Source organism: Enterococcus sp. HMSC072F02, from assembly GCF_001837725.1.
In the GTDB taxonomy this organism is placed as follows: domain Bacteria; phylum Bacillota; class Bacilli; order Lactobacillales; family Enterococcaceae; genus Enterococcus_B; species Enterococcus_B lactis.
The window spans coordinates 1-13,141 of the sequence record NZ_KV833955.1; the positions used below are offsets into that span (position 1 = coordinate 1).

16 protein-coding genes are annotated in these 13,141 nt (G+C 38.9%); 10 read left to right on the forward strand and 6 right to left on the reverse strand.

Features of this window, described 5'->3' with window-relative positions; genetic code table 11:
- Position 1: 1 nt before the first annotated feature.
- From HMPREF2731_RS07610 to HMPREF2731_RS07620, 3 genes are all read right to left on the reverse strand, one after another.
- Complete coding sequence (locus tag HMPREF2731_RS07610; RefSeq protein WP_010732050.1) at positions 2-688, reverse strand: putative bacteriocin export ABC transporter; 687 nt, start codon at positions 686-688, stop codon at positions 2-4.
- A gap of 7 nt (positions 689-695) precedes the next feature.
- Positions 696-2,741: a bacteriocin-associated protein gene (locus HMPREF2731_RS07615; protein WP_070703718.1), complete on the reverse strand. Its 2,046-nt coding sequence runs from the start codon at positions 2,739-2,741 to the stop codon at positions 696-698.
- An 88-nt stretch (positions 2,742-2,829) separates the two neighbouring features.
- Positions 2,830-3,222, reverse strand: a complete 393-nt coding sequence (locus tag HMPREF2731_RS07620) for a hypothetical protein (RefSeq protein ID WP_070703716.1) — start codon at positions 3,220-3,222, stop codon at positions 2,830-2,832.
- A gap of 293 nt (positions 3,223-3,515) precedes the next feature.
- On the opposite strand from HMPREF2731_RS07620, the gene pcp reads away from it, so the two are divergent.
- Together pcp and HMPREF2731_RS07630 are read left to right on the forward strand one after the other, a co-directional pair.
- The gene (gene pcp / locus HMPREF2731_RS07625; RefSeq protein ID WP_070872674.1) at positions 3,516-4,160 is read left to right on the forward strand and encodes a pyroglutamyl-peptidase I; all 645 of its coding nucleotides are present in this window, start codon (positions 3,516-3,518) and stop codon (positions 4,158-4,160) included.
- 78 nt (positions 4,161-4,238) lie between these two features.
- The gene (locus HMPREF2731_RS07630) at positions 4,239-5,516 is read left to right on the forward strand and encodes a hypothetical protein (RefSeq protein ID WP_070703714.1); all 1,278 of its coding nucleotides are present in this window, start codon (positions 4,239-4,241) and stop codon (positions 5,514-5,516) included.
- 42 nt (positions 5,517-5,558) lie between these two features.
- Here HMPREF2731_RS07630 and pnuC read toward each other — a convergent pair whose 3' ends face one another.
- A complete protein-coding gene (gene pnuC / locus HMPREF2731_RS07635; RefSeq protein ID WP_002287078.1) occupies positions 5,559-6,308 on the reverse strand; it encodes a nicotinamide riboside transporter PnuC in 750 nt (249 codons plus the stop codon).
- A 331-nt stretch (positions 6,309-6,639) separates the two neighbouring features.
- Here pnuC and HMPREF2731_RS07640 point away from each other — a divergent pair, with 331 nt between their 5' ends.
- The 4 genes from HMPREF2731_RS07640 (at position 6,640) to HMPREF2731_RS07655 (ending at position 8,498) form a co-directional block, all read left to right on the forward strand.
- On the forward strand, positions 6,640-7,020 hold the full coding sequence (locus HMPREF2731_RS07640; RefSeq protein ID WP_002313429.1) for an SMU1112c/YaeR family gloxylase I-like metalloprotein: 381 nt from the start codon (positions 6,640-6,642) through the stop codon (positions 7,018-7,020).
- 94 nt (positions 7,021-7,114) lie between these two features.
- The gene (locus HMPREF2731_RS07645) at positions 7,115-7,624 is read left to right on the forward strand and encodes a hypothetical protein (RefSeq protein WP_002344491.1); all 510 of its coding nucleotides are present in this window, start codon (positions 7,115-7,117) and stop codon (positions 7,622-7,624) included.
- A gap of 76 nt (positions 7,625-7,700) precedes the next feature.
- A complete protein-coding gene (locus HMPREF2731_RS07650; protein WP_002308376.1) occupies positions 7,701-7,880 on the forward strand; it encodes a hypothetical protein in 180 nt (59 codons plus the stop codon).
- Between the two features lie 54 nt (positions 7,881-7,934).
- Complete coding sequence (locus HMPREF2731_RS07655) at positions 7,935-8,498, forward strand: GNAT family N-acetyltransferase (protein WP_070872676.1); 564 nt, start codon at positions 7,935-7,937, stop codon at positions 8,496-8,498.
- 46 nt (positions 8,499-8,544) lie between these two features.
- Here HMPREF2731_RS07655 and HMPREF2731_RS07660 read toward each other — a convergent pair whose 3' ends face one another.
- Positions 8,545-9,060 carry an LURP-one-related/scramblase family protein gene (locus tag HMPREF2731_RS07660; protein WP_002344490.1) on the reverse strand — a complete coding sequence of 172 codons (516 nt, stop codon included), beginning with the start codon at positions 9,058-9,060 and terminating at the stop codon, positions 8,545-8,547.
- Positions 9,061-9,085: 25 nt separating this feature from the next.
- On the reverse strand, positions 9,086-9,955 hold the full coding sequence (locus HMPREF2731_RS07665; RefSeq protein ID WP_002312156.1) for a Cof-type HAD-IIB family hydrolase: 870 nt from the start codon (positions 9,953-9,955) through the stop codon (positions 9,086-9,088).
- 125 nt (positions 9,956-10,080) lie between these two features.
- Between HMPREF2731_RS07665 and HMPREF2731_RS07670 the strand changes: the two genes are divergently transcribed.
- The 4 genes from HMPREF2731_RS07670 to HMPREF2731_RS07685 all read left to right on the forward strand — a co-directional run bounded on the left by HMPREF2731_RS07670 (position 10,081) and on the right by HMPREF2731_RS07685 (position 13,009).
- Complete coding sequence (locus HMPREF2731_RS07670; protein ID WP_002308387.1) at positions 10,081-10,761, forward strand: uracil-DNA glycosylase; 681 nt, start codon at positions 10,081-10,083, stop codon at positions 10,759-10,761.
- Between the two features lie 152 nt (positions 10,762-10,913).
- Positions 10,914-11,894: a phosphate acetyltransferase gene (gene pta / locus HMPREF2731_RS07675; RefSeq protein ID WP_002312157.1), complete on the forward strand. Its 981-nt coding sequence runs from the start codon at positions 10,914-10,916 to the stop codon at positions 11,892-11,894.
- A 124-nt stretch (positions 11,895-12,018) separates the two neighbouring features.
- Positions 12,019-12,492, forward strand: coding sequence for a tRNA (adenosine(37)-N6)-threonylcarbamoyltransferase complex ATPase subunit type 1 TsaE (gene tsaE / locus HMPREF2731_RS07680; protein WP_002344487.1), 474 nt, complete (start codon positions 12,019-12,021; stop codon positions 12,490-12,492).
- Positions 12,485-13,009 (forward strand): GNAT family N-acetyltransferase, encoded by a 525-nt coding sequence (locus HMPREF2731_RS07685; protein WP_002344486.1) that lies wholly within the window; start codon positions 12,485-12,487, stop codon positions 13,007-13,009. The genes tsaE and HMPREF2731_RS07685 overlap by 8 nt, the downstream gene beginning before the upstream one ends.
- Positions 13,010-13,141 lie beyond the last annotated feature (132 nt).

Below are 13,141 nucleotides of genomic sequence, written 5' to 3' on the forward strand. Positions count from 1 at the left end.
CTCAGGTCAGGGCGCTGATTTCACAACCTCTTTTTTTAGTTTCCTGCCAAGAATCAATTGAAAAAGAGCGTGGACTTTTTTCGATGATATAAGGATCATGGGTCACAACGATGACTGTTTTCCCCGCGCGATGCTGTTGGAATAGCAGATCCAAGATATGGTTACGGTTCTCGTTATCTAAAGAGCCAGTGGGTTCATCTGCTAGGATCAGTTCTTTGTCTTCTAGTAGGAGTTTGGCAAAAGCTAGGCGTTGCTTTTCTCCGCCAGAAAGACGATAAACTTTTGTTTTCAATGGATAGTCTAAGGAAACCTTGGCAAGAGCTTCTTGCTGCAGCTTGATTTTTTCTCTTCGTCTGGTCTTTCGATAGATGAAGGGGATGTTTAAATTGTCCATGATCGTTTCATCTTCAATCAATCCATGATTTTGGAAAAGATAGGAGATTTTATTTCTCCGTAGTAAAAGAGCTGCTTTGCTGTTGATTTTCGGCGCATTTTTTCCAAAGAGCGAGACCGTTCCTTCATCGAATGAATCAATGAGTCCCAAAAGATTCAATAGGGTGGATTTTCCTGCACCGCTTTTTCCGTGGATCGTCCAAAATTCTCCTTGATCGATCGACAAGGAGACAGCATCCAGGACAAGTTTTTGTTTGTAGGTTTTCGTTACATGATCTAATTGGATGAGAGACATCAGACTATCATTCTCCTTTTAATATAGTTGCTTTTTCTTTTCTTTCCAAACGGTGCAAGGTGAAGAAAATCATTCCTATCTCTAAGATAGAAAAAAGAATCAGACTTTGGAGCCAAGCAAAAGGCGCATCCATGAAAGTCGTATATAAAACCAATGCACCATATTGTATGAAAAACGGCAAGAAAATCATACGATAAGTTTTGATCATGGAAATACCATTCAATCGCCAAATCGTATATTTCTGCTTTTTGATCTTCAAAGAGATCAGCACGAGATAAGCAATCATCGTGATCAAAAGATAAAGAGCGAAGAGAATTTCCAGGCTACGTTGTTTGATTCCGCCAAGACCTCTTTGTAAATCTACTTTTTTGATTTCTGAAAGCGGAGTGAGGACTGGGTAGTTGTCCAATAAATAATTTTCTTCCAGTACCTTTTTGATCGGTTCGAATGTTTTCTCGACCGATTGAGTGATAGGAACTTTGACTGGGTCGAAATATCCACCACCAGTAATGATTTGCCGGAGGTTCCCCGCGCTGTTATTTCTTGTTTGGACTTCGATGACATTCGGATAGTGAATGATTTCTTCATCTGGATGGAATGTATGGATTTCTTGTTTGGACCGGATGAGATAAAAATCAGCTTGTGATTCATCCAGAAAGTAGCCATGCAAATAATGTTCTTTGATTTCTTGGAACTGGTTCTCCAATCTTTCCGGTACTAGAAAGACACGTTGTGTTTCCTCGGGAGAGATCGCTATTTTTTGTCCAGTTACGCTGATGATCGGGTATTTTTGCAAATAATTGACATTTACACAAATTTTGCGGTTGATTTCTTTTTCTTCCATAAAGTAACTGACTGTACCAATCAGTAGCATCCCGTTTTCTTCTAGATATTGATACAAGCGGTCTTGTTGGGCGCTTAATACATTGTTTTCGATACTGATGACTTCATGGTTGTTTTTCCCTGAATAGGTATTATAAAATACTGCATACTCAGAAAATTCATCCGGATACGTAGAAGGAAGAAGCGACAGATTGACCAGCTCTACAAGTGTAAGGACGCTTGCCAAGCACCAGACGAAGGCGATGGTCTTGAAGAAATAAAGTGAAAAAATAAAAGTTCTGGCATACGATTTCCTATTTAGATTCTCCACAAAAGAAGTGGTGCATAAGAAATAAACGACACCTAGCAAACTAATGATAGATACGGTAAAAAAAGCGAATTGGTGGAACATGTTCAAAAGGAAGATCGATGGATCAAAAATTAGCTGGACCAAACAACACGATCCGAACAGGAAAAGTAGATGTTTTATCAGTACTTTATACAAGATCGTCGCGCAAGAGAGTCCGTTCAATCGTAGGATCGACAACTTCCTTGCATTGTCGAATAGCCATAGAGCGGTGAATAACAGAAAGAAGATCAGACTGATAACAATCAGGTTTCTCACAGGGCGATGATCAAGCAATATGATGGTTTCTGGATAATCTGTATATTGAAAATCCTGCACCGTGAATGAAGGTTGATAGAGTTCATTATACTTAGTCGTCAAGCTTTCGATGAACGCGGATACCTGCTCTGTATTTTGACTCTCTACAAATTTCGTCGCTTCTTTAAAGGAAGGCAGCTCTATCAATGGATGATTGTTGAATGAAGCATAATTGATCGTATAGTGTTGGGTTGAGAGGTGTTTGGCTGAAGGATGATTCAGCAGCGTTCTCAAATCAGGCTCATTGGAAAAATAGTCGATCACGACTAAATCAACACTTGGGTCAGGCTTTCCGTTCGTGATTTTGGGTGTGAAATTTGTTTCACGAAAAAGTACGTTCAACTGTTCTTCTTCTGCCGTTTCGAGCAAAATGGACAGGTTTCTCGAAAAATTTTGTCGATCGTCTTGGATCGTTCGAGGTAGATCGAACGATTGGTATTGTTCAGGAAGTGAATAGCTGTCGGCGATGATCCTTTCTTGTGTCGTTTCTCGGATATAAAAGAAAATCATAAATGAAAGGATAGAAAAAAAGACAAATAAATTCAACCGAATAAGTTTATTGTTCATGAAATGTGATCCTTTACTGTTAAAATAGGTAGCAACTTTTTAATGACGTCTGATGAAAACATCGGTGTGGTTACTTAGAAGTGGCTAATCACCAGCCGTAATACGCTAAGCCAGTGTATTTGCTGTTACCTGTTGCAGTAGCATAGGCATAGCGATTTGCCGGAGCGAAAACAGTACTTGACTTAGTTCCTACCACTGCTCGTGCATAGTAATCATAATGATTAAAATTTGACCAAGCTTGTTTGGTTCCCCATGCTACTCTCGGCCAACTATGCGTCCCGTATGTCCAATGTCCGCGGTGGATATGGACAGATCCTCTGCTTTCTAAAGGGGCATCCATTATGAGAGAGGGATCTGTCGTGCCAATCACTTTCCCGCTATCATCCAAAATGACCCCGCCTGATCGAGGCATTTGTTCGGTTATCCGTATTTCGTTTTTTGAGTCTGTGACTGTGTCAGCATGTACTTCTGCTTGCACCATGCTAGTGACGGTACTTCCTAAAAGAAGTCCTATTTTGCAAACTAATGTTATTTTTTCATTTCTTACTTCCTTTATTCGATAAATGGTATAGGTGTTATTTCATCAGACAATCTTTATTTTATAGTAAAATAATCCGCTTTCAAAGTAGTGGAACGCTATTTCTTTTATAAGAATATATTAAGTTTGCTCTGTTATGTTATTTAAACTCTTCTTTCCTTTATTTACGCTGTTCAAGGAAAATGGTAAGATAAAAGATAACCATATGTTAAATCAATCGGACGGAGGAACAACAGATGAAAGTACTAGTGACAGGTTTTGATCCATTTGGTGGGGACAAAGTGAATCCAGCCTATGAAGCAATAAAGAAAATGCCAGATGAAATCAGCGGTGCTGAAATCATCAAAGTGGAAGTACCGACCGTATTCGAAAAAAGCAGTCAAGTAGTCAAAGAAGCCATCCAACAGCACCAACCAGATGTCGTGATCTGTGTCGGACAAGCAGGCGGACGGTCAGCAGTCTCGTTCGAACGTGTCGCAATCAATCTAGCAGAAGCAAGAATTCCTGATAATGAAGGAAATCAGCCATTCGATACGGCTTTAGAAGAAAACGGTCCAGCCGCTTACTTTACTTCATTGCCAATCAAAGCAATGACAAAAAATGTACAAGATCATGGTCTACCAGCGTACATCTCTTATACAGCAGGAACATTTGTCTGCAACGATATCATGTATCGTTTGCTTCATTTGATCGAAACGCAATTCCCTGCAATTCGCGGTGGGTTCATCCACGTACCATTCTCACCAGATCAAGTGATCGATCGTCCAGTGGGTACACCTTCTATGTCTCTGGAAGACATTGCTTCTTCTTTGACTTATGCAGTTGAAGCAGCAGTAGAAAATAAAGAAGATATTTCCGGGAATGCCGGAACAACTCACTAATTTAGCAAGAAACACTGGCTGGTTGCTATCGTTATGTTAGTAGCCAGCTTTTTGTAATTAGAAAGGAAAGAAATAGCCGTGGAAGAATGGCAATCCATCTTTGAAGAATGGTTTCCAAAAGAAATCAACAAAAGCTATCCTATTAAGATCTCTAAACAATACACAAGCAGTCAACGTTGGGAGATCTATGCAAAATTAACAAAAAAACAGCGGGAACTAGTCGATAAGCACCGCCGATATCTAATCAGCTCTCGTTTTATGGAAGAACATTATTTGGCCGCAACAGATTGGGTGTTTTCTGACTTCAAGATCAATCCGTTTTTTCGAACAAAACGAAGCCAGCAAAAATTGTATTGCGAATGTGGGAGAGAATTAAAAGTGCAATATATCGTCAAATCGCCAAAAACCGGCAAGACCCTAAAGCTAGGTATCAACCACTTTGCCGATCACCTGCATGTTTCTCCGACAGTAGCAGCTTCGATCCATCATGGAATGACAAAAGTCGATCTGGCCTTAGATGAATTATTATGGCTTAAGCAAAAGAATATCGATTTTCCTGAAGAACTATGGCAAAAATACTGTTTTGTCCTGTACCAAAATCGACGGATGAAACAGCCGTATTTACCGGATATAAAATTAGCACAACGTCTCGCAGAATTTCGCCAAGCGGAAATGCCGATTTACATAGCGGATTATCAAGCATTGGAAAATGAAATCAAGAAAATCAGTGAACACATCAACGGGCAGCCAAAAAAGCGACAGATAAAGAAAGAACTGTTTGACGACTTTGCAGAAGAATTAGTAAAGGATGTAGAAGAATTCTTGAACAACTATCGCACATTTTTACGTAAAGATTGGCAATCCATCGTTTACGAAGAAGTGCCAGCACATCCTAATGCTTATTTTGAAACGTTTATTTCCGCATTGAGAAAGACAAAACGTCAGCGAACACCAGAAGTCATTGCTCAGATGGAATATTTTGCGAAAAAACAACGGTTCATCCAACCAAAAATCTATCTATTTATTTGGAAGCAATATTGTCGCTATGGTTTTACGGAAGGATTCTTCGACAGCATTCCTCGGATAGTCAGAAATGGTTTTTTAAAAGTATTGCGTAAAGAACGAGAAGCCGTACAATCTGCTGATAAGAAAGAGTACACAGTCTCAAAAGAAAAATGGCAGCTAGTGGTGAAGGAGATCCATTCTGGGAATGTACAAGAGACGATCGACAAATGGAAAGGAAAACATTATCGTTTTACTGAAGCGCAAAAACAAGCGTTAGAATATTATCAGAAGTTAGAAGAATCACTGCGTTTCAATGATGAGGCAAGAAAGTATCTGAAGGAATTACTATAAAAAATAGGCTTTCTCTCTAAAAATAGAGAGAAAGCCTATTTTTTATGCGTGTTGTTGTGCGTTGTAGTATTCTTCTTCCATTTTTTGCATACGTTCACGTTCTTTTTGATTATACCAAGGAGAAACGGTAAATGCAAGGACATCATTCAGCAAGTAAACAGAGCTGTTCACGAACATCGCCAAACTTGCAGATCCATGCGTAAATGAAATATACCAAAGGACCATTTGTGCAAGCCCTGAAGCTAACCACCAGTAATATTGGTTATTATAACGCAAGAAACTGATGATGCCAGCAGTCAAGCTAATGGAAAAAGCAATGGCATCTACCCATGGGCGAGGATCATCTGTATAACGACCAATCAGGAATCCTGAAACAAGATAGACAAGGAAAGTACTGATGATTGCGATAAACCAGCTTTTTCCAGTGAATTTTCGGATTTTTGAAGCCATATTATGATTCCATTCTTTACTTAACAATACGGGGATATCCAATGTAATCATATAAGCAATCTGTTCACCGATACTTAAATAGTTCTTTGCTGAAAATCCAACGATAATAAAACAAATCGCAGACAAAATACCTAAAATACCGTTGACTGATTTTGCCGCATTGATGGATAAAATACACAATACACCAAGCGTGGTACCGATAAATGTGATAACGGACAGCCAAGTGATGGGACTATTGACAAGAGTCATGACCTGACAGCCAAGACTGAAAAAGAAAAGATAATAATTTTGTTGCGGCCAGCCTTTTAGCTGATGAGCTAAAAACTGAAAATATGACTTCATGTATGAGGACTCCTTAAGACACTAAATGTAGTGTGTTCTGTATTTACTAACACAATCTATTGTATGCTTTTCTTGAAAAAAAACTAGTCTTTCAATTATAAATAATTTGTGTTATGATAATTTTCTGTTTGTTTTCTTGAAAATATAATTTCTTACTTTCATTTATTATATTGGGAACAGGAAGAGTGTCTTGGAGGACCTACTTTCTGTTTTTTTTTTGCCTTTTTTCTTATAAAAAGAAAAAACAGCTATTTTTTTCAAGCTGACACATTTACAATAGAGCTGGAGAATAAGGTAGATACGAATTTAAACGAAGAATAGGAGCGCTCATATGAACCTTACAACGATCCATCATGTAGCCATCATTGTTTCAGATTATCAGAAATCACGTGATTTTTATGTTAATAAATTAGGATTTGAAGTAATCAGAGAAAACTACCGCAAAGAACGAGATGACTATAAATTAGATCTGAAACTAGGAAGTGCCGAATTGGAGATTTTTGGAATTGCCAATGCACCACAACGACCAAACTATCCAGAAGCTTGTGGCTTGCGTCATCTTGCTTTCAAAGTAGACGATATCGAAGAAACGATTGCAGAATTGCATTCCCTAGGGATCGAATCTGAACCGGTAAGAGAAGATACGTTTACAGGTAAAAAAATGACGTTTTTCTTTGATCCAGACGGGTTGCCGTTAGAACTACACGAATAAAGATAACAAAATTGTCACTTTTTTTTCGTTTCATTCGATTTTTCGTTCGTTCATTTCTTGATATTCTTTAAAAAAAGAAACAGGAGAATGAAGAATGAAAAAAATGATGTTTGGTGCTGCTGCCCTCATCGTAATATTGTTTACCGGTATGACAGGATTGCTCAGCGCCGCTTTTCACTTGGATGATATTAGTGATCAAGAATATCGGATCTCATTGAACGAAGCAGCAGCAATCGCTAAAAAAGAAACAAAAAAACATAATATATCTTCTATCCATTTTGCAGTGGAAAAAGAATTGGATAATCCTACGAATGCAACATATGAATACCAGTTTTTTTGTGAAGGACAAGTCATAGCAGTCAATCCGTCCACTGGGAAAGCAACTGTAAGGAATCATACAGAAAAAACAGCAGAACCTCTATTTGACATAGAAAAAACGGAAGAGTTCAAGCAACCGCAAGCAGCGATGAAGGAAGCAGTCAGCTGCTACGGGAAAAAAGCAAAAGTGAAAGAGTGGGCAATTGTAGTTAAAGATGAACGTCCGTATTATCAAGTCCAATTAATTGATGGAAAACAGACTCAACAGGTATGGATATCTGCATAGAAAAAGGCTATCGCTTCTCTTTTTTTCAATATAAGAGTAAGCTAAGAGGGTAAAGATGAAAGGAAGTTGAGATAACATGGAAAAAATGAAATGCCCTAATTGCGGAAAAAAATTTGCATACGAAGAAGTCAATAATGTAGTCGAACATAATGATAAAGAGATGCCAATCGTCTGCCCTTATTGCCGAACTGAAGCGGCAAGAATCGTTACTCATGGTTATTTCATTACTGAAAAGATAGAAGATTTTTTAAAATAACGATTTTGCGATTTCTTTTTCTGCATGTTAGAATGGAGAAAAGGAGAGGAAACTATGATTCGTTTTGCGAGAAAAGAAGATGCTCCAGAAATCGCCCCATTGATCTTAGTGATTCTAAAAGACATGGAATTGCCATTTTTGAAGCAGACAGGGGAACAAAAAACTTTAGAGATTTTAGAAGAAGCAATCACTGATCCTAATTATCGCTACAGTTATTCACGAGGTATCGTAGAAGAAATAGACGGTAAAGTTGCAGGAGTTGCTTACGGTTATACAGATGAAGAAGAAGCAATCATCGATCAGCCACTGGTACCTATCTTAGAAAAATATCAGTTAGATGCGTCTACACGTTTGTTCATTGATAAAGAAACGTTTCCCAATGAATGGTATTTGGACTCTATCAGTGTATCAGAAGATTTTAGAGGGCAAGGCATCGGTTCACGATTATTAGAAGCATTACCTAAATTGGCGAAGAAAGCGAATCGCTCCGTCATCGGACTAAGTGTGGATGAAAAAAATCCAAAGGCTAAAAAATTATACGAACGCCATGGCTTCAAAGTGGTCGGTCAGCAGATGATCAGTGGTCATCTTTATGATCATATGCAAAAGAATATCTAAAAAGATGTACCTGAAATGCGGAAATACGCATTTCAGGTACATCTTTTTAACTTAAGTCAAGCCGATAAGAAACAGGCTTATCGCGACTTTTGTCTTTACGGTAAAGCCAGTAATCTAAAACCGCAGCAATACAAATACAAACAGGAGCATCTTCATCATTTGAGATATCCAGTACATAGTAATCTCCTGAAAAAAGCGTAGCTTTATCCATCTTCATGATTTGTTGATTGAAATGATGGATTTGATATTGATGATTATAGATATCACCTTGGACTGTCCAGTGAAGCCTACGAATATAATAAAAATCACCGGGCCAATTGAATATTTTCTGCATGGTTCCCACTTTTTCGAACTCCTTATACAGTTCAAAACGCGTACCGAATGTCAGGCTTATTTGCTTGATGTGGGCAACAAGATCGCCATTCATGGCATAAAGAGACAACGCATCGCCCTTTGTTCCCCAGCGACCAACCATCAAAAACAGGGAATGCCCTTTTTCGTTTTTGACGATTGTCCGAGTTGCACGTCCAAGCTGTTTTTCCTGAATGAAAAATTCTGACATCTATATCCCTCTTTTCTAGATAAAACTATAAGTCTTCTGCAATCGCGCGCAATATGGCTTTTCCTACGCCAGATTCAAGGTTCGTGTCCGTTGTATATTTGGCATAATCTTTTACTTCGATTTCTGCATTTCCCATTGCAAAACTGACTCCCGCCACTTGCAGCATGCTGACATCATTGAAATTGTCACCAATCGTCATGACTTCTTCTAAAGAAATGCCACGCTCATGTGCGACATGGGCAACGGCAATCCCTTTTTGAGCGTTTTTATGGTTCACTTCAATATTGTTTTGACCAGAAGAAGTGACAGCTAAATCGCCTAAAAGAGAAATCTGCTTACCAACTGGTCCTAACACAGCAGGTCCTTCTGTATGAAAACAGATGATTTTCAAGACTTCCAGATTCTTTTCTTCTAAAATGGTACGAATACTGTCCACATATGTGATGTGCAATAACTCCAGCTTAGCTGAGGCCATGGCAATCGCCATTTTATACGTAAGGTGAGGTAAATGGGTAGCGACCATGGAAGCAAAGCTTTCGATCCGCTTCGCTTGATTTTCAGAATAAAGACCATCGTTGGTTGCTACTTCATAGTAAATACCGTTAGCGTCTAAAATATCCAAAACAGAGGTTGCTTGATTATTTGGGATGGATACGGTAAACAAGGAATTTCCTTCTTTATCAAATACTTGTGCCCCGTTCAAAGTGATCATCGCACAATCGATTCCTACTTCATCCAAAGCGGCGCGAGCTTCTTGATAGTTTCGTCCAGTAGCGACCATGAACTCAACACCGGCATCGTTTGCAAAACGTATTGCTTCGGCATTTTCAGGAGAAACACTCATATGGGCATCTAATAATGTGCCATCCATATCTGATGCAATTAATTTGATCATAATGATTATCGTTCCTTTCTGCTTCTTGTTCCTAGTTTACCATATTAATCAAGTGCTGAGGGGGAAGATTGTCCCTTGTGATTGAAGAAAATGTGAGTTATTCTTTTTATTAGGAGGTGGAGGTTTTGAAAGAAATCATTCATAACAGTTGGCAAGAAGTTTTGTCCTCAGAATTTTCAAAAGATTATTATCTGCATCTAAGAGAATTTTTAAAGAAAGAATATGCGACCCAAAAGATCCATCCAGATATGTATCATATCTATGAAGCGTTGGAATTGACTCCTTATGAAGAAGTCAAAGTAGTGATCTTAGGACAAGATCCTTATCATGGAGAAAACCAAGCTCATGGATTATCTTTTTCTGTGCAGCCCGGCGTGAAGATCCCGCCATCTTTAAGAAATATCTACAAGGAGCTTCATGATGATCTTGGTATCGTACCTGTTCAACATGGAAACCTAGTATCATGGGCTAAACAGGGAGTCCTTTTACTCAACACTGTTCTTACTGTTCGGGAAGGGCAAGCTTATTCACATCGCGGGAAAGGTTGGGAAAGATTAACAGACACGATCATTGAAAAATTAAATGAACGAGAAAAACCAATCGTGTTTATCTTGTGGGGAAAACCGGCGCAAGAAAAAATCAAAATGATTGATAAGAGCCGTCATATCATCATTACATCTCCACATCCCAGTCCGCTATCTGCAAGCCGTGGCTTTTTCGGTTCCAAACCCTTCTCGAAAACGAATGATGCACTCCTTGCGTTAGGAGAAGAACCGATTGATTGGCAGCTGCCTGAAACAGTGTAATAAAACAGCGCTTTCCTGTTATAGCGCAGTTTGCCATATATGTGAAAAACTTCATTTTTCCGGCATTTTTGACTGATACAGATAAAATAAACTGTTCTTTTTTTATGGAATAGTGTATGATAATACATATAAAAACGTCTGGAGGTCATCTTGTGGAATTGTTTGATAGTTTAAGATTTAAGATTGTTCGCCGTGGGATCAAAATCGTTTTCCCGGAAGCTACTGATGCTCGAATTTTAGGTGCAGCTGCCCGGTTGAAAGCAGAAGAACTGGTGGAACCCATTTTAGTAGGAAACGAAGAAGAAATAAGAAATGCAGCACATGCCAGAGGAATCAAAACATCTAGCTTTACGATCATTAGTCCTGATACTTACGATAAGTGGGATGAAATGGTAGATGCTTTTGTCGAACGTAGAAATGGAAAGGCATCCAAAGAACAAGCAGAAAAGATTTTAAAAGATGTGAATTACTTTGGCACGATGCTTACGTATATGGGTGTTGCAGACGGCATGGTCTCTGGAGCAATCCATTCGACTGGTGACACTGTTCGTCCAGCACTTCAAATCATCAAAACAAAACCTGGTGTCAGTCGGACAAGTGGTGCGATGATCATGGTACGTGGAAGAGACCAAGAAAAATACGTCTTTTCTGATTGTGCAATCAATGTGAATCCAACTGCACAAGAATTGGCAGAAATCGCTGTAGATTCTGCAAAAACAGCTGAACTGTTCGATATCGAACCAAAAGTGGCGATGATGAGCTTCTCGACAAAAGGTTCAGCGAAATCGCCAGAAGTAGACAAAGTAGTTGAAGCCACTAAAATCGCTAAAAAACTAGCACCGCAATATTTGATCGACGGCGAATTGCAATTTGATGCTTCTTATGTTCCTTCAGTTGCACAACTGAAAGCGCCAGATTCAGAAGTAGCTGGTCAAGCAACAGTCTTTGTATTTCCAGAATTGCAATCAGGAAATATTGGTTATAAAATTGCTCAACGTTTCGGTAACTTTGAAGCAATCGGACCAATCTTGCAAGGTTTGAACAAACCGGTTTCTGATTTGTCTCGTGGAGCAAATGAAGAAGACGTATATAAATTATCGATTATCACAGCAGCACAAACATTGATTGATTAACAAATACACACGGACTAGTCCAAAAACGGCAGCTGCTGTTCTTGACTAGTTCGTTTTTTTCTTTAAAAAAACTTCATTACGCGATATACTGGCAAAAAGAAAGAAGAGCGGGAGAAGATGAAAAATGATCGAACTATCAGGATTAACAATGACAGAACAATTTGCAGAGGCAATTGGTCATTCCGCCATGCCAGGTGATAATCTGATATTGACTGGTGATCTAGGTGCGGGTAAAACAACATTGACGAAAGGTATCGCCCAAGGACTGGGAATAACGCAAATGATCAAAAGTCCGACATACACGATTATCAGAGAATATAATCAAGGCAGGATTCCGTTGTATCACATGGATATTTATCGGGTAGCAGCTAGCGGAGCTGACTTAGGGTTAGATGAATATTTTGAAGGAGATGGACTTTCCGTTGTCGAATGGGGAAATCTATTAGAAGAAGCACTGCCAGAAGATTATTTGGAACTGATTTTAGAAAAAAGTGATACAGATTTAGAAAAGCGTTATGTGAAATTAGTCTCATATGGTGAACAAAGTGAAACATTCAAACAGCGAATCCTAGAAAAATGGGTTGAAAACCATGAGTGAAGAAATTGGAATCATCTTGCGGGAAGCAGTGCCAGATGATGCAAAAGATATTCTTTCGATGATGGAACAAGTCAATAGCGAGACAGAATTTTTAGCTTTAGATGAAGCTGAACTTCTTTTACCCCCAGAAACTTTATCAGAAGAGTTGGGTTATATGTACGAAAGCAACAATAATTTATTGCTGCTTGCTCTCAATGAGGGGACGATTGTTGGAACAGCATCAGTCAAAGCAGACAGTCAATTTCGTTTATCTCACGTGGGAGAAGTCGGTATCAGTATCCTGCAGGAATATTGGGGAATGGGACTAGGTACTCTTATGCTAGAAGAAATCATCAATTGGGCGAAGGAAATGGGTGTACTTTTTCGATTGGAGCTGGATGTTCAAGTTCGTAATGAAAGAGCCGTACACCTTTACCAGAAAATGGGTTTCCAAATCGAAGCGGTCATGCCTAGAGGGGCAAGAACAGATTTAGGTGAATTTTTAGATGTATATAAAATGAGTTATTTGATTGAATAGAAAAAATAAGAAAAGAGTTAAGAAACTGTCAACCTTTTGGGAAGGCAGAAAAACGCACGAATGGACTGTGACAAAAGTCGTGTCGCAGTCCATTTTTTTGGATAAACGGTGTTCAAAAGCTTGCATCTGCGG

Coding starts and splice junctions, on each gene's coding strand:
- HMPREF2731_RS07610 (WP_010732050.1), bottom strand. CDS start 688: ATGTCTCTCATCCAATTAGATCATGTAACGAAAACCTACAAACAAAAA.
- HMPREF2731_RS07615 (WP_070703718.1), bottom strand. CDS start 2,741: ATGAACAATAAACTTATTCGGTTGAATTTATTTGTCTTTTTTTCTATC.
- HMPREF2731_RS07620 (WP_070703716.1), bottom strand. CDS start 3,222: ATGGTGCAAGCAGAAGTACATGCTGACACAGTCACAGACTCAAAAAAC.
- pcp (WP_070872674.1), top strand. CDS start 3,516: ATGAAAGTACTAGTGACAGGTTTTGATCCATTTGGTGGGGACAAAGTG.
- pnuC (WP_002287078.1), bottom strand. CDS start 6,308: ATGAAGTCATATTTTCAGTTTTTAGCTCATCAGCTAAAAGGCTGGCCG.
- HMPREF2731_RS07640 (WP_002313429.1), top strand. CDS start 6,640: ATGAACCTTACAACGATCCATCATGTAGCCATCATTGTTTCAGATTAT.
- HMPREF2731_RS07645 (WP_002344491.1), top strand. CDS start 7,115: ATGAAAAAAATGATGTTTGGTGCTGCTGCCCTCATCGTAATATTGTTT.
- HMPREF2731_RS07650 (WP_002308376.1), top strand. CDS start 7,701: ATGGAAAAAATGAAATGCCCTAATTGCGGAAAAAAATTTGCATACGAA.
- HMPREF2731_RS07655 (WP_070872676.1), top strand. CDS start 7,935: ATGATTCGTTTTGCGAGAAAAGAAGATGCTCCAGAAATCGCCCCATTG.
- HMPREF2731_RS07660 (WP_002344490.1), bottom strand. CDS start 9,060: ATGTCAGAATTTTTCATTCAGGAAAAACAGCTTGGACGTGCAACTCGG.
- HMPREF2731_RS07665 (WP_002312156.1), bottom strand. CDS start 9,955: ATGATCAAATTAATTGCATCAGATATGGATGGCACATTATTAGATGCC.
- tsaE (WP_002344487.1), top strand. CDS start 12,019: ATGATCGAACTATCAGGATTAACAATGACAGAACAATTTGCAGAGGCA.
- HMPREF2731_RS07685 (WP_002344486.1), top strand. CDS start 12,485: ATGAGTGAAGAAATTGGAATCATCTTGCGGGAAGCAGTGCCAGATGAT.